The sequence below is a fragment of the Streptomyces similanensis genome (genome assembly GCF_039543625.1).
GTDB classification, from domain to species: domain Bacteria; phylum Actinomycetota; class Actinomycetes; order Streptomycetales; family Streptomycetaceae; genus Streptomyces; species Streptomyces similanensis.
The window spans coordinates 87,537-105,471 of sequence record NZ_BAABKC010000135.1; the positions used below are offsets into that span (position 1 = coordinate 87,537).

Genomic DNA, 17,935 nt, shown 5'->3' on the forward strand with positions numbered 1-17,935 from the left:
CTACAGCTGACGTTCGCTGATGCTCCGTCACATGAGTGCACTCCGGCTCGCGCCGGCCCGACGCGCGGGACGGGCCTCGGCGCGGCACCGTGACCGAATGCGCCACCAGAGGCCCTTGGGTCCCTGACCGGGGGTGCGGCACAGTCCCTCGGGTCCCTGGCGGGCGGCGCCCGGCCGGCTTCAGCCGGTGTGCTCCTTCAGCGCCTTCTCGATGGCGTCCACGACGCCGATGGCGTCGTTGTACGAGCCCGGCAGGAAGTCCGCCGTGCCGACCACGCGGTGGTTCCGGGCGGCCGGCAACTCCTTGAACGCGCGCAGGGCGAACAGCTTCTGGATGTCGTTGGCGGGGGAGCCGTCGTTGTTCGTGTAGTAGACGAGGTGGTCGGCGTCCTTCAGCAGGTCCGCCCGCTCGTACGACACGGACTTGGTGGCCCCCTTGTCCACCGCCGCCGTGGCGGAGGCGAACCGCGCCCTCAGCCGGGCGAGGATGTCGCCGACGGGCGAAGACGGGCCGTAGATCCAGTAGTTGCCGCTGTCGAAGCCGCCCTGGATCACGTCCCAGCGGCTGCCCGACAGTTTCGCGCCCTCGGCCGCGCGCACCGCGGCGATCCGGTCGGCGTACTTCTTCTTCAATCGCGCCAGTTGAGCGGTGCGGTTGACGAAGGAGGCCGTCGCGTCCGGGTACGCGGTCTAGGAGTCGGACTCGCGGAAGGACGCGAACGCGGTCGGCGCGATGGCCGAGAGCCGCCGGTACGCCTTGCTGAGGTAGGGCACGTCGACGCCGACGATCAGGTCCGGCTTGAGCGCGGCGATCCGCTCGTAGTCCAGGTCGGCGCCCGTCGACACCTTCGCGGCGGCCTTCCAGCCCTTCAGGTAGCGCGGGGGCACGTAGTTGGCGCCGCTGTCCTCCACACCGACCGGGGTGAGACCGAGGTCGAACAGCGACTCGGTGGACCAGGAGTGCACGGAGACGATCCGCAGCGGGTGTGCGGGCACGGTCACCTTGCCGTGCGCCGTGCCGACCACTCGGGTCGCGGTGGTCGTGCCGCCCGCACCGCCGGCGGCGGACGAGCCGGAGTCACAGGCGGTGAGGGCCAGCGCCAGCGCGGCGGCGGCGACCGCCGGACGCAGCACACGTGTGCGGCGCCGGACGGTGCGGGCGGCGTGCGCGGTGGCCGGGCAGGCGGGTGAGGGTACGGGGTTCACGAGGGTTCCAGGTGTGCGCGGGTGGCCGGACCGTACGGTCCGGGCCGGGGGAGGGGACGGGACGCGGCGAGGGGGAGGGACGGGCTCAGGACGTGGTGCGCGGGCCGACGCCCGCGTGGGCGGACTGGACGTGGGTGGCCAGGCCGTCGAGCAGGACGGTGAAGTTCTCCCAGCTGTAGGCGTACCAGGAGGACAGGTCGGGCTTCCAGAGCTGTCCGGCGCGGACGGCGGGCGTGCGCTTCCACAGCGGGTTGTCCGGCAGCGGGTCGGACACCGCCCACACCAGCAGATCGACCGGGAGGGACGGCACGTTCTCCCAACTCACCGCCTGGCTGTAGGTGTTGTCGGCGCCGCCGGGCACCGGCAGCAGCCGCATGCCGAGCGCGCTCACCGTCTTGAGCACGGCCCACGTCTTGGGGTTCATCACGCCGATGGTGTTCTTGTCGATGCCGAAGACGAAGCCGACGCGCAGTTCCTTGTCGGCGGCGACGGCCTTGCGCAGCCGGCTGCCCGCCTCCTCGTACCGGGTCTTGGCGCCGGTGTCGGCGAGCCGGGCGCCGAGGGAGCCGGTCAGCCGGTCGGCGGTGCCGGCGATCTGCTCGATCGAGCGGTAGGTGCTCAGACCCACCACCGGCGCGATCTTGGTGACCGCGGGGAGCTGGGAGGCGACCTGGAGGGTGCCGTCCGGCTGCACGGCGTCGATCAGCAGATCGGGGCGGGCCTGCGCGAGCGCTTCGATCCGTACACCCTTGTCCGCCGAGTAGATCTTGGCGACCCCGGACCAGTCCGGCTTGACGGCCGGGACGATGCCCTGGCCGGAGTCGGTGGCCGCGACCGGGTGCAGTCCGGCCGCCCAAAGCGCGGCGCCCACGGTGTCGGTGAGGAACGCGATCCGCTTCGGCCGCCGGGACAGCCGTACGGTACGGCCCCGGTCGTCGGTGAAGGACCACCCGGCGGCGCCGGAACCGCCGGCGGTGGAGGGGCCGCCGGAGTCGTCGGCGCCGCACGCGGTGAGGCCGAGCAGGGCGGCCGCCCCGAGTCCGCCGGCGAGCAGCCCGCGCCGGGACGGACGCGCGCCGTGGAGGGCGGAGAGCGGGGAACGTGTGTCGCGGGGACGGATGTGGGTCGCGCTGGGCATGGGTGTGTCCTTGATCGAGGTGAGGGTGCGGCGGCCGGGCCGCCGGGCAGGGGCCGCGGGCAGGTCGCACAGGGGCCGCGGGGTGAGCGGAGTTCGGAGAGTGACGGGGACCGGAGAATTCCTGAGCGGGGTCCTCAGGCGTCCGGGCGGCGTAACGGCTCGCGCGGCGGCCGCGGGTGAACGGCTCGGCAGCGCGCGGTGCGGCCGTGGGCGGTGGCCGGGCCGCTGACGGCGGTCGGGGCGGGTCTGTGCGCCAAGGCAGGTGCGGGTCCGTGCGCGGTGGTCACGTCCGGGCCGCCCGCCGCCGGGCGAGCAGCAGCCGGCACAGGTACAGACCGCCGAGCACGCCGGTCAGCGCGCCGACCGGCAACTCGGTTCCGGGCAGCACCCGCCCCGCGGCGAAGTCGCTCGCCGACAGCAGCAGCGCCCCCATGGCGCCGGACGGCACGACCAGCGCGCCGGGGGAGCGGACCAGCGGACGGCACAGGTGCGGGGCGGCCAGCGCGACGAAGGTGATCGGGCCGACCGCGGCGGTCGTGGCCGCGGCCAGGGCCGTGGCGGCGATCGCCGCCACCAGCCGGGCGCGCCCCACCGGCACACCCAGGCCCCGCGCGGTGTCCTCGCCGAGTTCCAGCCAGTCCAGCGCGCGGGCGCACAGCACGGTCACCGGCACCAGCACGGCCAGGGCGAGGGCCAGCGGCGCGACCACCGACCAGGTCACGGAGTTGAGGCTGCCGATCAGCCAGATCTGCGCGTCCTGCGCCTCGTAGAGGCTGGCCCGGGTCAGCAGATAGGCGGTCAGCGAGGTGAGCATCGCGCTGACGCCGATGCCGACCAGCACGACCCGGTGGCCGACGGCCGGACCGCGGCCCGCCGCGACCAGGCCGACGACCAGCGCGGTGACGAGGCCGCCGCCCATCGCCGCGAGGGCGGTGGCGTACGGCCCGCCGTGGAAGAGCACGATCTGCGCCACCGCGCCGGTCGCCGCGCCGCTGGTGAAGCCGACGATGTCCGGACTGCCCAGCGGATTGCGGGACATGCTCTGGAACACCGCGCCGCTCATCCCCAGCGCGCCGCCCGCCAGCAGCGCGCACACCAGGCGGGGCAGCCGCAGGTCGGTCACGATGAAGGAGTCGGCCGCCGAGCCGTGGCCCAGCAGACAGGCCAGCACCCCCGACAACGGCACCCGGTAGGCGCCGGTGGTGAGGCCGAGGGCGCCCACCACCAGGCAGGCGGCCGTCAGCAGCAGGCACACCACGGCGGTACGGGGCCGCCAGCGCAGCGAGATCCGGCCGCCGTCCAGGCGCAGCACCCGGCCGCCCGGGACGGCGCCGCGAGGCGCGACGGAGCGGAGGCCGGAGCCGGGGGAAGCGGGAGAGGTGGGGGAAGCGGGGGAAACGGGAGAGGTGGGGGAAGCGGTCTGGGGGGTCACAGTTCGGCGATCCTGCGGCGGCGGACGAGGGCGATGAAGACGGGCGCTCCGGCGAAGGCCGTCACGATCCCGGCCTGGATCTCACCGGGCCGGGCGAGCACCCGGCCGAGGATGTCGGAGCCGACCAGCAGGGCCGCGCCGCACACCATCGCGTACGGCATGAGCCAGCGGTGGTCGGACCCGGTGAGCGCCCTGGCCAGATGCGGAACGGCCAGGCCGACGAAGGCGATCGGGCCGACCGCGGCGGTCGCCGCCCCGCACAGCAGGGTGACGGCGAGCAGGCCGAGGAGGCGGGTGCGGCGCACCCCGGTGCCGAGGGCGCGGGCCGTGTCGTCGCCGAGCGCCAGCGCGTTGAGCGGGCCGGACAGACCGAGGGCGAGCAGGGCACCGGCGCCGAGGAACGGCAGTACCTCGGTGACCACGGACATCGGCTGCCCGCCCAGGGAGCCCACACCCCAGAACCGGAACTGGTCGAACACGTCCGGCCGCAGCAGGGTGACCACGGAGATCAGCGCGCTGAGCACGGCGCTGACCGCCGTGCCGGCCAGCGCGAGGCGTACCGGCGGCGGCCCCGACCGGCCGCGCGAGCCGAGCAGGTGGACCAGCGCGGAGGCGAGCCCCGCGCCGGCGAACGCGAACCAGACGCAGAACGACGGGTCGGTGCTGTGCCACAGCGCGATCGCGACCACCACGGCGGCCGAGGCGCCCATGTTGACGCCGAGGAGGCCGGGATCGGCGAGCGGGTTGCGGGTCAGCGCCTGCATCAGCACACCCGCCAGGCCCAGCGCGGCGCCGACGGCGATGCCGAGCAGCGTACGGGGCAGCCGCAGGTCGAGGACGACCGAGTCGTCCACCGAGGCCCGGCCGTGCAGCAGCGCGCGCAGCACCTCGCCGGGTGGGATGGCCTTGGCGCCGACGGCGACGCTCACCACGGTGACCAGGGCCAGCAGCGCGCAGGCGAGGAGGAGTCCGAGCAGGCGCGCGGCGGTGACGGCCGTGCGGCGTCTTCGTCCCTCGCCGTCGGTTCCGGGCACCACCTCGGTGGTGCTGATCGTGGCGGTGCCCATCGTGCCCCTCGAAAGTTAGCTTAGCCTTGCCTAAGCAAGTTATAGGTGTCGCCGCAGGCGCGACAAGCCGGTCGGACGCCACCTCATGTCGCCGATCCGCCACACGTCGTCGGTTCGCTGCGTCGTCGGTCCGCCACGGTGCCGGGTCCGCCACGGTGCCGGGTCCGCCACGGTGTTGGGTCCGTCGCGGCACCGGTCCGCTACGTCGCCGGTCCGTCCGCGTCGCCGCGCGAGCGGGCGAAGTACGCGGCGGGCGTGGTGCCGGTCACCCGGCGGAACGCCGCGACGAAGGCGCTGGGTGTCGCGTAGCCCACCCGCTCGGCCACCCGCCCGACCGGCTCGCCCTCGGCGAGGTGGGCGAGGGCGGCTTGCAGTCGGGCGTGGGTGCGCCACCGGGTGAACGTCATCCCCGTCTCGGCCAGGAACAGCCGCAGCAGCGTGCGCGTACTGGAGCCGACCGCGTGCGCCAACTCCCCCAGCCCGCGCGGGTCGGCGGGATCGTCCAGCAGCAGCGCCGCGGTCTCCCGGGCCCGCGGGTCGGCCGGCAGCGGCAGCTCGAACACGGCGCCGTCCGCCGGGCGCAGCACCTCCAGCAGCACGGCCTCCGCGTGTGCGCGCACCTCCGGCGCCAGTGCGCCGGCCAGGTAGCCGATCAGATGCCGGGCGAGCGGGGACACGGCGAGCACGGTCGGCCGGGGCCAGGCCAGCGGGCAGCTCACCGGGTCCAGGTAGACACCCTGGAGCACCGACTCCCGCAGCGCGCCGGTGGCGTGCCGGACGCCGCCCGGGATCCACAGCGCCAGATGCGGGGGCAGCACCCAGCAGCGGTCCTTGATGTCCACCATGACCACCCCGCTGCTGGCCCAGGCGAGTTGGTGGTCGTCGTGGACGTGGTGCAGGAAGGTCTGGCCCCGGACCATCTCGAACCGTTCCAGGTCGATGGTGTTCTCGTGTGTCATGCCCGGTGTCCCTGCCTGCCCTGTTCCCGCGCCCCGGTCCGCCGCGCACGGCCGGCGGACGACACACGTGTCCCTGGCCGATGCGCGACATACGGTGGCGCACTGCTGTGTTTACGACAAAAGTAAGGCGACCCTAACGTGGCTGGGTGACCGTACCCGCCCCCGCCCCGCCCCGTCGACACCCCGCCGCGGCCGCCCGCTCCGCGCTCCCCGCCTCCGCCGCCCCGGCGCCCGCGCCCACTACCTCGCCAAGGGCCCTGCTGCGGTGGTCGCTGGGTGAACGCCGGCGCGACCTGGCGCTGGCGTCGGCGCTGTTCGGCACGCACCAGCTGGGAGAGGCGCTGGTGCCGGTGATCGTGGGCGCCACGGTCGGTGAGGCCGTACGGTCCGGAAGCCCGGCGGCGACCGTCCGCTGGCTGTGCCTGCTGGCGGCGGACTTCCTGCTGCTGTCCCTGTCGTACCGCTTCGGCGCGCGGGCGGCCGTACGCGCGCGGCAGCACACCGAGCACCGGGTGCGCATGGCGCTGACCGAACGGGTGCTGCGGCCGGCCGGCGGGGTGCGGCTCGCGCCGGGCGAGCTGCTCAGCCGCGCGTCCGGCGACGCCGAGCGGGTGGGCGCCTTCGCCGGCACCCTCGCCGGCACCGTGGCCGCGGTGGTCGTCCTGGCCGGTTCCACGGTGCTGCTGCTGCGCCTCTCCCTCGGACTCGGCGCGCTCGTGGTGGCCGGCACGGCCGGGGTGCTGCTCGCGCAGAACCGTCTCTCCCACCTGCTGCACCGCACCAGCGGCGCCGAACAGGCCCTCCAGGCGCGGGCCACCGCGCACGCCGAGGAACTCGTCCGGGGGCTGCGGGTGCTCAAGGGCATCGGCGCCGAACGCGCCGTGGCCGCCGACTACGCCCGGGTCAGCCGGGACGCCGTACGCGCCGCGCGGCGGGCCGTGTCCGCCGAGGGCGCGCTGGTGTCGGTGGGCGTCCTGCTGACCGGGCTGTATCTGACGGCCGTCGCCGCGCTCGGCGGCGGTCTCGCGCTGGACGGCCGGATCGGCCTGGGTCGGCTGATCGCGGTGCTCGGCCTCGCCCGGTTCGTGATCGGTCCGATGCGGGTCGTCTCCGCCGCCCACGCCCGCTACGTACGCGCCCTCGCCTCGGCCGCCAGGATCAGGGACGTACTGGCCACGCCACCGGGCGTGGTGGAGACGACGGCCGAACAACCCCAGTACGGCGACGAGGACTTGGCGGACACGAGCGAGGGCCGCCCGAGTCCGGTGCGACCGGGTCCGGGACCGGGCGCGCCCGCGAGCGGCGCACCCGCCCTCGAATTCCGCGACGTGTCGCTGCCGGGCGCGGTCACGGCCCGGTGGACCGCGCCCGGCGGGCAGATGACCGGGCTGGTCTGCGCCGACCCGGCCCTCGCCGACGCCGTGGCCCTGCTGCTGGCCCGCGAGGAGGACCCCGGGGCGGGACGCATCCTGCTGGACGGCGCGGATCTGCGGGAGTTCGGGCTGGACGCGCTCCGGGCCACCGTCCTGGTGTGCCACCACGATCCGGTGCTGCTGCCCGGCACCGTCGGCGACAACCTGGCCGCCCTCACCGAGGACGCCGCCGCCGTGGCCGAGGCGGCCCGGGCCTCCTTCGCCGACCAGGTCGTGCGCGCCGTACCGCAGGGTGCCCGGACACCGGTCGGCGACCGCGGCGAGACGCTGTCCGGCGGCCAGCGCCAGCGGGTCGCGCTGGGGCGCGCGCTCGCCGCCCGGTCGCCGGTGCTCGTCCTGCACGACCCCACCACCGCTGTGGACGCGGCGACGGAGGACGCCGTCGCCGAGCGGGTACGCCGGACGCGCACCGGCCGCACCACCCTCGTCCTCACCACCAGCCCCGCCTGGCTCGCCCGCTGCGACTCCGTCATCCACCTGCCCTCGACCGACCGGACGGAACAACGATGACGACCCCGACGAGTCCGGCGCCCGTGGCCCCGGCCGCCCCCGCCCCCGTGCTGTTGCCCGTCGCCACCGCTCGGCAGACTCGTGCTCGGCTGCGGGTGGCCCTCGGGGGGCGGTGGCCGGTGCTGTGGGCGGCGGTCGCCGCGCTCGTGGTCGACAGTGCGCTGACCCTGGTGGGACCGCTGGCGATCGGCCGGATCACCCAGGCCGTCACCGACCGCCGTACCCCGGACGCGCTGGTCGGACCGGTGCTGTTCCTGACCGCCGCCGCCGTGGCCGGCGCGCTGACCGGCTGGGCGGCGACCGTACTGCTGGCGCGGGTCGTGCTGACGGTGACCGGACGGCTGCGCGAGGACGCCGTCGCCGCCGCACTGGCCCTGCCCGTGGACGCCGTCGAGGCGGGCGGCTCCGGCGACCTGGTCGCCCGGGTCTCCGGCGACGCCGAGCGCGTCTCGGAGGCCGCCTCCGGCGCCCTCGGCGACTTCGGCGCCGCGGCGCTCACCATCCTCGCCGCACTGGCCGGACTCGCCGCCCTGGACTGGCGGTTCGCCGTGGCCGGACTGCTCGCGGCGCCCCTCCAGGCACACACCCTGCGCTGGTACCTGCGCACCTCCCGGCCCCTGTACGCCGCCGGCCGGACCGCCGAGGGCCGCCGTGCCTCCGCGCTGCTCGGCGCCTTCACCGCACCCGCCACGCTGCGCGCCCTGCGCCTGGGCCCCGGCCGGCGGGCCGGCGTCGCCGACGCCTCGGCGGAGGCGATGGCGTACGAGTTCCGGGCGACCCGGGCGGCGACCCGCTTCTACGGCCGCCTCAACATCGCCGAGTTCACCGGTCTGGCCGCGATCCTCCTCGTCGCCTGGGCGCTGGTGCGCACCGGACGCGCCGACGTCGGCGCGGCGACCGCGGCGGCACTCTTCTTCGTCGGCCTGTTCGACCCGGTCAACACCCTCCTCGGCACCTTCGACAGCGTGCAGCAGGCGGCCGCCGCGCTCGCCCGGATCGTCGGCCTCACCCTGAACGGGCCGGTTGACCAAGCCCGTTCCGACGCCTCCCCGGGCCGGCCGGGGGCCGGAATCGCCGTACGCGGCGTGCGCCACCGCTACGGCGACGGCCCCGACGTCCTGCACGGCATCGACCTCGACATCCGCCCCGGACAGCGCCTCGCCGTCGTCGGCGCGACCGGATCGGGCAAGTCGACCCTGGCGACGCTGATCGCCGGAACGCGTCCGCCGTCCGAGGGCGACGTCACGCTCGACGGCGTCCCCACCGGCGACCTCGCCCGCACCGTGACGGACGGCGGCCGGCGCGTCGTCCTGGTCACCCAGGAGCACCATCTCTTCCCCGGCACGGTGGCCGACAACCTCCGCCTCGCGTGCCGCGACGCCTCGCGGGACGAGCTGGACGCCGCGCTCGCCGCCGTGGACGCCGCGGACTGGACCGCCGCGCTGCCGGACGGCGTCGACACGATCGTCGGCCCGGGCGGCGAGGTACGGCTGACGGCGCGTCAGGTGCAGCAACTCGCCCTGGCTCGGGTGCTGTTGCTGGACCCGGACGTGGTCGTACTGGACGAGGCGACGGCGGAGGCCGGCAGCGACACCGCCCAGACGCTCGACCGGGCGGCCCTGGCGGTGACCGAGGGCCGCACCGCGGTCGTCGTCGCCCACCGCCTCTCTCAGGCGGCCACCGCCGACCTCGTGGCGGTGCTGGAGGACGGCCGGGTGACCGAGCTGGGCCGGCCCGACGACCTCCGCGCGGCGGACGGCACGTACGCCCGCCTGTGGGCGTCCTGGACGCGCGGCCGGCCGTGACTCCCGGGCCGCCCCGGAGGCGGCCCCGGCACACGACCGGGCCGGAGCCGTGAACGGCTCCGGCCCGGGACGCAGGGGGGAGGGGACTCCCGGCGGTCGGCGGTCAGCGCCGACCGGTGTCCTTCACCGACTCCTTGGCCTCACGGGCCTGGCCCGCGGCCTCGGCCGCGTGGCCCTTGGCGACCAACTTCTCGTTGCCGACGGCGCGTCCCGCTGCCTGAGCGACCTTGCCGACTGCCTTCTCGGCCTTGGCCCGAGCCTTCTCGCTGGCGGCCATGCTGCTCACTCTCCTCGGTCGAACGTCTTGCGCTGCTGACAATGCGCCTGACCCGTCACGCCGCGGGTAAACCCGGCGCGGCGCACCGGCGCCGTTCGGCGGGCCGGCCCGCGCACCGGGCCGGGGCCGTTCGGCGGGCCGCTCGGCGGGGCCGGGCGGTCAGGGTTTGCGGGCGATGCCGGCGTAGAGCGCGGCCTCGGCGTCGGTGACGTTGAGGTGCGGCTCGTCGGGGTCGGGCCGCCAGCGCAGCACCGGGGTGAGGCCGGGTTCGAGGAGGTCCCAGCCGGCGAAGAAGGCGGCGATCTCGTCCAGGGTGCGGGCCTGCCCGGGCGTCCCGGCCGCCTCGTACACGGCGGTCAGGCGGGCGATGGCCTCCGGGTCGAAGTCCGGGGTGACATGACTGATCGTCAGGGTGCTGCCCGAGGGCAGGGCGGCCTTGAGGCGCTCGACGATGCCGTGAGCGTCGTGCCGGTCGGTGATGAAGTGCAGCAGCGCGTTGAGACTGAGGGCGATGGGCGCGCCGAAGTCGAACGTGGACCGGAGCACGGGATGCTCCAGGAGCGCGCCGGGGTCGGTGACGTCGGCCTGCATGTAGGCGGTGCTGCCCTCGGGGTGGCTGCGCAGCAGCGCGCGGGCGTGCGCCAGGACGATCGGGTCGTTGTCGGTGTAGATGACCCGGGCCCGGGGACTGACGGCCTGGGCGACCTCGTGCAGGTTGGGCGAGGTCGGGATGCCGGTGCCGATGTCCAGGAACTGCGTGATGCCCGACCGGGCGAGATGGCGGGTGGACCGGTGCATGAAGGCGCGGTTGCCACGCGCCGCGATCAGGACGGAGGGGAAGGCGGCCATGGCCCGGCCGGCCGCCTCCCGGTCGGCGGGGAAGTTGGTGATCCCGCCGAGGAAGTAGTCGTACATGCGCGCCGAGTGCGCCCGGTCGAGTTCCAGGTCCACCACACTGCCGTGGTCCCGCGTACCGCCGCCGTCCATCGTCCCTGCCCCCGTCTCCCGCGTGGTGATCGAACGCCAGGCCGCGCCAGGAAGCGCCACCCCGCACCACCTGAGCTTCCCCCGTGCGCACCGCCGGGACAACCGTGCGGCTCAGGCCAAGCTCCCCGCCTCGCGCATCCGGGCGAACCGGGACGTCGTGACCTGCGCCGCGCCGCGCACCGCATTAATCACACTATTGCCGGTCGGGTAAAAACTTGCGGAATCCCTTGCACGCGGCGGCCGTTCGGCCGGTTGGCTGACGAGTGGGAAACGTCCACCCCCCACACCGACCCCGCCCCACCGTGGAGCGGTGCGGTGCACAGCGAGAAGGACCACAGTGAAACTCGATCTGGCACCCCCGGCGGTCCGCCGGACCGCCGCCCGGATCATCGCGCCCGACCCGGCCCAGGCCGGTCGCCGCCCCCTCGCCGCCGCCTTACGCTCCCTCGACCACCCGTACGACCACGTCCACCCGTACCACCGTGCCCACCTGTGCGGCCACGCGCACGGCCATCCCCACGACCACCCGCACCTCGCCTCCGCCGCCGCGCACACCCGCACGCACGAGGGCGAGGTGTGATGAATCCTTCCCTCGACGGCCCGCACCGCCCCCACACCCGGCGGCCGCCCGTCCGTCCCGAACGGCTGGCGCTCACCTTCGGCGCCTTCCACGCCTACCACCGCAAGCTCTGGATGCGCTTCGCCCACACCCAGGTCGGCAGCCGGACCGGAGCGGAGGCCGTCGTGGACGCCGCGTGCGCCCGGCTGCGGGCCGACTGGGCGCACGTGCTGCTCCAGGACTCGGTGCCGCGGTACGCCTGGCTGATCCTCAAGGAGGAGGTCCACCGCTGGCTCGACGCGCGCGGACTGCCGCCGCAGGTGGGCGACGCGGCCTTCCAGACCGCCCTGCAGAAGCTCCTGCTGCACGAGATGCGCGACGAACTGCGCGTCATATCCCAGGAGATCGGCCTCTACGCCGCCATCTCATCCCTCCCGGAGCGCCGTTACGACGTGATCGTCCTGCGTTTCCTGCTCGGCATGCCGGCCGACGAGGTCGCCGAGTACCTCGGGATCGACACCGCCACGGTGCGCTCCCACGTCCGCCATGCCCGTCGATCCCTCGCCAAGGAACTCCACATTCCCTACCAGGAGACGGACAACTAGCAGTGGCCCGCACCGACCATGAGCCCGCCGCCGGCATCGACGCCGCCCTGCACGCGGCCCAGGCCCTCACCGACGCCTACGACGACTACGACACCGACGCGGCCCTGCGGCGCGTCACCGCCCTCGCCGACGCCGCCCCGCCCCGCCCCGACACCGTCCCGCCCCACACCGGCGGCACACCCGCCCGCCCGCCCGCGCGCTACCGCACCGTGCACGAACAGGCCGCGCACGACCTGGACTTGGCCGTCACCCTCGTCGTGGACGCCCCGCAGGCGCATCTGAGCCTCGCCCGGCTGGTCGACCACGAGCACATCGAGCCCGAGGGCGCCCTCGTCTTCGCCGCCCTGCTCCATCTGGCCGGGTACCGCGACCAGGCCCAGTTCTGGTTCGAGTTCGCCGCCGGGGCCGGCAACCGCACCGCCGCGTTCTGCCTCTACCTCCTCCACCTCCAGCGCGCCGAACACCGCACCGCCGCGCACTGGCGCGCCCATGCGCGGGCCGCCGGCCCGCCGCCGGAGCGGCCGGCCGGCGCCCATCGGCCGCAGCGTTTCCTGCTGCCCGAGGGGGTGCGCCGCGACCTGATCCGCCGCTGCTGGCGGGGCCGGCGGCCCACCCTGCCGCCCCGCCTCGAGGCCGTCATCCACAGCCTGCCCGTCCACTCGGCCGACGAGGACTTCGGCGAGATCCCCCGCCCCGACCGCACCCTCACCCAATTCCCGGCCCACGAGCCCGCCACCGGCTGAGACCGGCGTCCGGGAGGCCGTGCCCGGCACGGCCTCCGACCGGCGCGGCCCCGGCGGTCAGGACGACCAGGTGTCGTGCGCCCAGTCGGCGAAGCGGGTCCAGCGGACCTCCGGGTGGGCGGCGTGCAGGGCGGGGATGTCGACGCGGTAGCCGGGGCCGTTCAGGAACGTCCACATCGCCCGCATGTCCGGGTTGCCGATCGCCGTCAGCGGCACCCGCTCATGGCGGACCTCCTGTCCCAGGGCCGCGCCGAGCGCCGCCGCCATCCCCAGCGGCGTGGGCGCGTCACTGGCCAGTTCGACGCGCCGGCCGACGTAGGGTCCGGGATCGAGCAGCACCCGCGCCGCGAACGCGCCCAGATCGGGCCGGGCGAGCTGTTGCAGCGGCCGGTCGGGCGGCAGCGGCAGATCGAGGACGCCGTCGCGCAGCCGCTCGGCGCCGCCCAGGGCGTTGTCGAAGAAGTACGTCGGCCCCAGGATCGTGTACGGCACGTCGCCGCCGGTCAGCTCCGCCTCGACGCGGGCCTTGCTCTCGAAGTGCGGCACCCCGCTGTCCTGGTCGGCGCCTGCGACGGAGCTGAAGACGAGGTGCCCGACGCGTTCCCGGGCCGCGGCGGACAGGATCGCCTGCCCCTGGCCCACCTCGGCCTCCACCCCGGCCTCGAACGGAGTGGTGAACGCGAAGACACCCGCCGTCCCGCGCATCGCCGCGGCGAGCGAGTCGGCGTCGCCCAGGGAACCCGCCACCACCTCGACGCCCCGCCCGGCCAGCTCCCGCGCCCTGCCGTCGTCGGGGTCGCGCACCAGCGCCCGGACCGGGGCGCCGCGCTCCAGCAGCGCGTCCGTCACGGCCCCGCCCTGCCCGCCGGTCGCGGCAAGCACCAGGATCGGCCCATCGACCATCGCAGAACTCCTTCTCCAGCAGGCGGCCACCGAGCCGGCCCCGACGGCGGCCGGCTCGTGCGGAGCGCCCCCTCGGGGGGCCGGGGCGCGCTCCGCACATCCGGCGAGACGATCCAAGAAGCCGGGGGAGCGCTTGTCCAGCATCGCCGCGCGGCGGCCCCCGGCGTGTCCGGCGGGGCGTGGCGACGGAGTGAGGACGGCTTCCGGGGCGGTTCAGCCGGCGAGTTCCCGGGAGCGGGCGGCCGTCCGGGCCAGCGCCTCGTGCAGGGCGTCCTGGACTCGGTGGTCCGCCAGGCAGGAGATGCCCCGTTCGGTGGTGCCGCCCGGGGTGGCCGCCCGCCGGTAGAGCCGTTCGGGACCGCCGTCGCCGGCCGCCAGCAGGTCGGCGGTGCCCCGCAGGACCTGGCAGGTCATCCGCAGGGCGTCCGCCGGGCCGAAACCCGCCTCCACCGCGAAGTCGGCGAACGCCTTCGCCAGGTAGGCCACCAGCGCCGGGCCGCTGCCGACGAGCGCGGTCCCGGCGTCGAGCAGCGACTCGTCCGGCACCACGAGATACGCGCCGATGGCGGAGAGGACCCGCTCCGCCCGCTCCAGATCCTCCGGGCGCGCCCCCGGCCCGGGGCACAGCAGCGTCATGCTCTGCCCGGCCTCGGCGGCCAGGTTCGGCATCGCGCGCAGCACGTGCGGGGTGCCGAGGCGGGCGGCGAGGGCGGCAAGACGGACCCCGGCCATGACCGACACCACCGTCGCGCTCCGGAACGCCTCGACCGGCAGCCCGGCGGCGAAGCCGTCCAGTGCGGCCGGCGGGATGGCGAGCACCACCGTGTCACCCGGCTCGGGACGGTACGACTCCCGCACCCGCAGCCGCGGATCACGGCCCAGCGCGGCCCTCCGGTCGGCGGACGGCTCCACCACCGCGACCTCCGCCCCAGGCAGCTCGTCCGCCAGACGGCCCGCGACGACCGACCCCATGTGTCCGGCTCCCACGACCACGCTGCGACCCATCGGCGCCGGCTCCCGTCCGCTGTTCGACCCGCACGGCTCGACCCGTACGATCCCTGACTCGCCACTGATTGACCGGCGCGGCCGCACCCATGCTCCGGACGGCGGGAAATACCCCGAATACCCCGGCGGCGACGAGGGCGGGGAAGGGGCGGCGAACACGTCCGCCGCCGCTGTCGGCGGGGGAACGCCGCCCGGCGAACGCCCAGTTCACACGGTGCCGGAGGCCGGCGGGAGAGCGCTCTGTACGGTGTTTCCGGCGGGCCGTTAGGGTGCGGGCATGAGCAATCAGGCCCCGACCCTGGAGGATGTCGCCCGTGAGGCGGGTGTGTCCCGGGCGACCGTCTCCCGGGTGGTGAACGGCGTCCGCAACGTGGACCCGGCGATCCAGGAGCTGGTGCACCGCGCGATCGAGCGGACCGGCTACGCCCCCAACCGCGCCGCCCGCTCGCTGGTCACCCGGCGCGCCGAGACCATCGCGCTCGTCGTCTCCGGGGCGGGCGACGCACCGGAGGAGGCCCGGGGGGCCTTCGCCGCGCGGGCGTTCGCCGACCCCTTCTTCGGCAGGGTGGTCTCCGGCGTGGTCGGCTTCCTGAGCCCGCGCTCGATGCATCCGGTGCTGATGTTCGCCGAGTCGGCCGAGGACCGGCGCGAGGTGCTCACCTATCTGCGCCAGGGCCGTGCCGACGGCGCGCTCGTCGTCTCCACCCACGCCGACGACCCGCTGCCCGCGCTGCTGGCCGACGCGAAGCTGCCCGCCGTGCTGTTCGCCCGCCCGGCCCGCCCGGTGCCGCTGAGCTGTGTGGACCTGGACCACCGCGACGGCGGCCGGCTCGCGGCGGAACACCTCCTGGCGCGCGGCTGCCGCCGGCCGGCCACCGTGGCCGGGCCGCTCGCCGTCGCCGCGAGCCAGGAGCGGCTGGCGGGCTTCCGCGACACGCTGGCCCGCCGCGGACATGCTCACGTGCCGGTCGCCGAGGGTGGGTTCACGCTCGACAGCGGGATCGCGGCGATGGAGCGGCTGCTCGCCGAACACCCGGACGTGGACGGTGTGTTCGCCGCCAACGACCTCATGGCGCAGGGCATCTGCCAACTCCTCCAGGAGCGGGGCAGGCGGGTGCCCGAGGACGTCGCGGTGATCGGTTTCGACGACTCCGGGATCGCGCTCGCCTGCCGGCCCCCGCTGACCACGGTCCGCCAGCCGGTCGAGCAGATGGCCGCGGAGATGGCCCGCCTGCTCGACGAGCACATCCGCGGCGCACGCACCGCTCCCGCCTCCGTCGTCTTCGACCCCGAGCTGATCGTGCGGGAGACCGCGTGAGGGCGCCGTGCGGCCGGCGCGCTCACGCGGCCGCGGGAGGACGCCTCACCTCCGGGTCCTGAACGAGCCGCCGGTTCCGCGCCGTCGGCGGCGCGGGCCGCAGTGCCGAGACCCAACCGTTGCCAAACGGCGGTCGCCCGCCTCCGCCGCAGGTCACAGGCCCTACGGCCGTGCTCGCCAGCTGTCTCGCCCGCGGGTTCGCCGCTGCGGTGGGCAAGCCGGACGGACCACACCTCTTGACGGCGTTCTTCTCATGGGGCTTAACTCACATCCTAAATTAAGCCCTGGGGACTTCAGGAGTCGAACGCCGTGTCGGCGGCGTCCGAAGGCATCTCCACGGCTTTCGACCCCCGGAAAGGGACACCAGGAGTCATGCGCAAGATCCGAGCCGCGGCCGTAGGCGCCGTCACCCTGTCTCTCGCCCTGGCGGCCACGGCCTGCGGAGGCGGTTCGTCCACCGGCGGAGGGTCCAACGACTCGCCGAAGACGCTCACTTACTGGGCCTCCAACCAGGGCGCCAGCATCGAGGTCGACAAGAAGGTCCTCCAGCCCGAACTCGACAAGTTCGAGAAGCAGACGGGCATCAAGGTCAAGCTGGAGGTCGTCCCCTGGGCGGACCTGCTGAACCGGATCCTGACCGCGACCACCTCGGGGCAGGGCCCCGACATCCTGAACATCGGCAACACCTGGAGCGCCTCCCTCCAGGCGACCGGCGCGCTGCTGCCGTGGGACGCGAAGAACTTCGACAAGATCGGCGGCAAGGACCGCTTCGTGGACTCGGCCCTCGGCTCGACCGGTGTGACGGGCCAGGACCCGGCGGCCGTCCCGCTGTACTCGATGGCCTACGCGCTCTACTACAACAAGAACATCTTCGCCGACGCCGGCATCGCCAAGCCCCCGGCCACCTGGGACGAGCTGGTCGCCGACGGCAAGAAGATCCAGGCCAAGGGCAAGCAGGCCATCGGCACGGAGGGCTCGAACCTCTCCGAGAACATCCACCAGGTGTTCGTCCTCGCCAAGCAGCACCACGCGGACTTCTTCACCGCCGACGGCAAGGCCGACTTCACCAACGACGGCGTGGTAGCGGCGGTCAAGCAGTACGTCGACCTGATGGCCAAGGACAAGGTCGTCCCGGTCAGCAACGCCGAGTACTCCCAGAACCAGTCGCTGAGCGACTTCGCCAAGGGCAAGACGGCGATGGTGCTGTGGCAGACCGCCTCCGCCACCTTCAAGTCGCTGGGCATGAAGGACTCCGACTGGGCCGTCGCCCCCGCGCCCGTCCCGTCCGGCGCCCCGGGCACGGGCGCCCAGGTGAACTCGATGGTGGCCGGCATCAACATGGCCGTCTTCAAGAACACCCACAACGTGGACGGCGCGACGAAATTCGTGAAGTTCATGACCAGCGACGACGAGCAGAAGCTCCTCAACAAGGCCTACGGGTCCATCCCGCCGGTCAAGTCGGCCCAGTCCGACCCGGCGTTCAACGCGCAGGGCACCGCCGTGCTCCGCCAGACCCTGGCCTCCAGCGCCGTGGCGCTGCCCCAGGTCGCCGACGAGTCCCAGTTCGAGACGGCGGTCGGCACGGCGGTCAAGGACCTGTTCGCCGAGGCGGCGGCCGGCCACGCGGTGACCACCGAAGCGGTGAAGGCCAAGCTCCTCAAGGCCCAGCAGCAGATGCCGAAGAAGTGAGTGCGGACACCCTCATGACGACCACGCTCCCCGAGCAGGGAACGCGGCCGGTGCACAAGAGCTCCCCCGGGGCGGCGCGCGGCCCGCGCCGCCCCGGGCGGATCAAGCGCATCGGACTGCCGTACCTGCTCCTGCTGCCCGCGTTGCTCCTGGAACTCCTGGTCCATCTGGTGCCGATGGTGATCGGCATCACGATGAGCTTCAAGGAGCTGACGCAGTTCTACATCCGCGACTGGGGCACGGCGCCCTGGTCGGGCATCGACAACTACCGTCTTTCGGTGGACGTCAACGGCCCCGTC

At 74.6% G+C, this 17,935-nt stretch carries 17 protein-coding genes and 1 pseudogene; 8 read left to right on the plus strand and 10 right to left on the minus strand.

Features of this window, described 5'->3' with window-relative positions; genetic code table 11:
- Window positions 1-180 precede the first annotated feature (180 nt).
- The 6 genes from ABEB07_RS36675 to ABEB07_RS36700 all read right to left on the minus strand — a co-directional run bounded on the left by ABEB07_RS36675 (window position 181) and on the right by ABEB07_RS36700 (window position 5,802).
- Complete coding sequence (locus tag ABEB07_RS36675) at window positions 181-633, minus strand: TroA family protein (protein ID WP_345672390.1); 453 nt, start codon at window positions 631-633, stop codon at window positions 181-183.
- Between the two features lie 57 nt (window positions 634-690).
- Entirely contained in the window at window positions 691-1,206 is a 516-nt protein-coding gene (locus ABEB07_RS36680; RefSeq protein WP_345672391.1) for an ABC transporter substrate-binding protein, read from the minus strand.
- 85 nt (window positions 1,207-1,291) lie between these two features.
- The gene (locus ABEB07_RS36685) at window positions 1,292-2,344 is read right to left on the minus strand and encodes an ABC transporter substrate-binding protein (protein WP_345672393.1); all 1,053 of its coding nucleotides are present in this window, start codon (window positions 2,342-2,344) and stop codon (window positions 1,292-1,294) included.
- Between the two features lie 283 nt (window positions 2,345-2,627).
- Window positions 2,628-3,656: a FecCD family ABC transporter permease gene (locus tag ABEB07_RS36690; RefSeq protein WP_345672394.1), complete on the minus strand. Its 1,029-nt coding sequence runs from the start codon at window positions 3,654-3,656 to the stop codon at window positions 2,628-2,630.
- 116 nt (window positions 3,657-3,772) lie between these two features.
- Window positions 3,773-4,843: a FecCD family ABC transporter permease gene (locus ABEB07_RS36695; RefSeq protein WP_345672395.1), complete on the minus strand. Its 1,071-nt coding sequence runs from the start codon at window positions 4,841-4,843 to the stop codon at window positions 3,773-3,775.
- Between the two features lie 200 nt (window positions 4,844-5,043).
- Entirely contained in the window at window positions 5,044-5,802 is a 759-nt protein-coding gene (locus ABEB07_RS36700; protein WP_176147076.1) for a helix-turn-helix domain-containing protein, read from the minus strand.
- Window positions 5,803-5,948: 146 nt separating this feature from the next.
- Between ABEB07_RS36700 and ABEB07_RS36705 the strand changes: the two genes are divergently transcribed.
- Both ABEB07_RS36705 and ABEB07_RS36710 read left to right on the plus strand, forming a co-directional pair.
- A complete protein-coding gene (locus ABEB07_RS36705) occupies window positions 5,949-7,745 on the plus strand; it encodes an ABC transporter ATP-binding protein (RefSeq protein WP_345672396.1) in 1,797 nt (598 codons plus the stop codon).
- Window positions 7,742-9,550, plus strand: a complete 1,809-nt coding sequence (locus ABEB07_RS36710) for an ABC transporter ATP-binding protein (protein ID WP_345672398.1) — start codon at window positions 7,742-7,744, stop codon at window positions 9,548-9,550. The genes ABEB07_RS36705 and ABEB07_RS36710 overlap by 4 nt, the downstream gene beginning before the upstream one ends.
- A gap of 103 nt (window positions 9,551-9,653) precedes the next feature.
- Here the strand turns inward: ABEB07_RS36710 and ABEB07_RS36715 are convergent, their stop codons facing one another.
- Together ABEB07_RS36715 and ABEB07_RS36720 are read right to left on the minus strand one after the other, a co-directional pair.
- A complete protein-coding gene (locus tag ABEB07_RS36715) occupies window positions 9,654-9,827 on the minus strand; it encodes a CsbD family protein (protein ID WP_164586359.1) in 174 nt (57 codons plus the stop codon).
- Window positions 9,828-9,986: 159 nt separating this feature from the next.
- A complete protein-coding gene (locus ABEB07_RS36720; protein ID WP_345672406.1) occupies window positions 9,987-10,814 on the minus strand; it encodes an SAM-dependent methyltransferase in 828 nt (275 codons plus the stop codon).
- A gap of 337 nt (window positions 10,815-11,151) precedes the next feature.
- Between ABEB07_RS36720 and ABEB07_RS36725 the strand changes: the two genes are divergently transcribed.
- Genes ABEB07_RS36725 through ABEB07_RS36735 form a run of 3 tightly spaced genes read left to right on the plus strand, consistent with a single transcriptional unit; the run spans window position 11,152 to window position 12,721 of the window.
- Window positions 11,152-11,394, plus strand: coding sequence for a hypothetical protein (locus ABEB07_RS36725; protein WP_345672399.1), 243 nt, complete (start codon window positions 11,152-11,154; stop codon window positions 11,392-11,394).
- The gene (locus ABEB07_RS36730) at window positions 11,394-11,978 is read left to right on the plus strand and encodes an RNA polymerase sigma factor (RefSeq protein ID WP_176147073.1); all 585 of its coding nucleotides are present in this window, start codon (window positions 11,394-11,396) and stop codon (window positions 11,976-11,978) included. Before ABEB07_RS36725 ends, ABEB07_RS36730 begins: the two co-directional genes overlap by 1 nt.
- Before the next feature lie 2 nt (window positions 11,979-11,980).
- Complete coding sequence (locus ABEB07_RS36735; RefSeq protein ID WP_345672400.1) at window positions 11,981-12,721, plus strand: glycoprotein; 741 nt, start codon at window positions 11,981-11,983, stop codon at window positions 12,719-12,721.
- A gap of 57 nt (window positions 12,722-12,778) precedes the next feature.
- On the opposite strand, the gene ABEB07_RS36740 is transcribed toward ABEB07_RS36735, so the two are convergent.
- Together ABEB07_RS36740 and ABEB07_RS36745 are read right to left on the minus strand one after the other, a co-directional pair.
- Window positions 12,779-13,624 carry an NmrA/HSCARG family protein gene (locus tag ABEB07_RS36740; protein ID WP_345672401.1) on the minus strand — a complete coding sequence of 282 codons (846 nt, stop codon included), beginning with the start codon at window positions 13,622-13,624 and terminating at the stop codon, window positions 12,779-12,781.
- A 213-nt stretch (window positions 13,625-13,837) separates the two neighbouring features.
- A complete protein-coding gene (locus ABEB07_RS36745; RefSeq protein ID WP_345672402.1) occupies window positions 13,838-14,629 on the minus strand; it encodes a pyrroline-5-carboxylate reductase family protein in 792 nt (263 codons plus the stop codon).
- 277 nt (window positions 14,630-14,906) lie between these two features.
- On the opposite strand from ABEB07_RS36745, the gene ABEB07_RS36750 reads away from it, so the two are divergent.
- From ABEB07_RS36750 to ABEB07_RS36760, 3 genes and pseudogenes are all read left to right on the plus strand, one after another.
- Window positions 14,907-15,947 carry a LacI family DNA-binding transcriptional regulator gene (locus ABEB07_RS36750; protein WP_176147069.1) on the plus strand — a complete coding sequence of 347 codons (1,041 nt, stop codon included), beginning with the start codon at window positions 14,907-14,909 and terminating at the stop codon, window positions 15,945-15,947.
- A gap of 372 nt (window positions 15,948-16,319) precedes the next feature.
- Window positions 16,320-17,636 (plus strand): ABC transporter substrate-binding protein, encoded by a 1,317-nt coding sequence (locus ABEB07_RS36755; protein WP_345672403.1) that lies wholly within the window; start codon window positions 16,320-16,322, stop codon window positions 17,634-17,636.
- A gap of 14 nt (window positions 17,637-17,650) precedes the next feature.
- Window positions 17,651-17,935, plus strand: a pseudogene (locus ABEB07_RS36760) (sugar ABC transporter permease); the annotation flags it as partial.

Excerpts from the sequence above, each read along its gene's own strand:
- ABEB07_RS36740 (WP_345672401.1), bottom strand. The coding sequence starts at position 13,624 with ATGGTCGATGGGCCGATCCTGGTGCTTGCCGCGACCGGCGGGCAGGGC.
- ABEB07_RS36700 (WP_176147076.1), bottom strand. The coding sequence starts at position 5,802 with ATGACACACGAGAACACCATCGACCTGGAACGGTTCGAGATGGTCCGG.
- ABEB07_RS36730 (WP_176147073.1), top strand. The coding sequence starts at position 11,394 with ATGAATCCTTCCCTCGACGGCCCGCACCGCCCCCACACCCGGCGGCCG.
- ABEB07_RS36745 (WP_345672402.1), bottom strand. The coding sequence starts at position 14,629 with ATGGGTCGCAGCGTGGTCGTGGGAGCCGGACACATGGGGTCGGTCGTC.
- ABEB07_RS36710 (WP_345672398.1), top strand. The coding sequence starts at position 7,742 with ATGACGACCCCGACGAGTCCGGCGCCCGTGGCCCCGGCCGCCCCCGCC.
- ABEB07_RS36720 (WP_345672406.1), bottom strand. The coding sequence starts at position 10,814 with ATGGACGGCGGCGGTACGCGGGACCACGGCAGTGTGGTGGACCTGGAA.
- ABEB07_RS36715 (WP_164586359.1), bottom strand. The coding sequence starts at position 9,827 with ATGGCCGCCAGCGAGAAGGCTCGGGCCAAGGCCGAGAAGGCAGTCGGC.
- ABEB07_RS36755 (WP_345672403.1), top strand. The coding sequence starts at position 16,320 with ATGCGCAAGATCCGAGCCGCGGCCGTAGGCGCCGTCACCCTGTCTCTC.
- ABEB07_RS36685 (WP_345672393.1), bottom strand. The coding sequence starts at position 2,344 with ATGCCCAGCGCGACCCACATCCGTCCCCGCGACACACGTTCCCCGCTC.
- ABEB07_RS36695 (WP_345672395.1), bottom strand. The coding sequence starts at position 4,843 with ATGGGCACCGCCACGATCAGCACCACCGAGGTGGTGCCCGGAACCGAC.
- ABEB07_RS36750 (WP_176147069.1), top strand. The coding sequence starts at position 14,907 with ATGAGCAATCAGGCCCCGACCCTGGAGGATGTCGCCCGTGAGGCGGGT.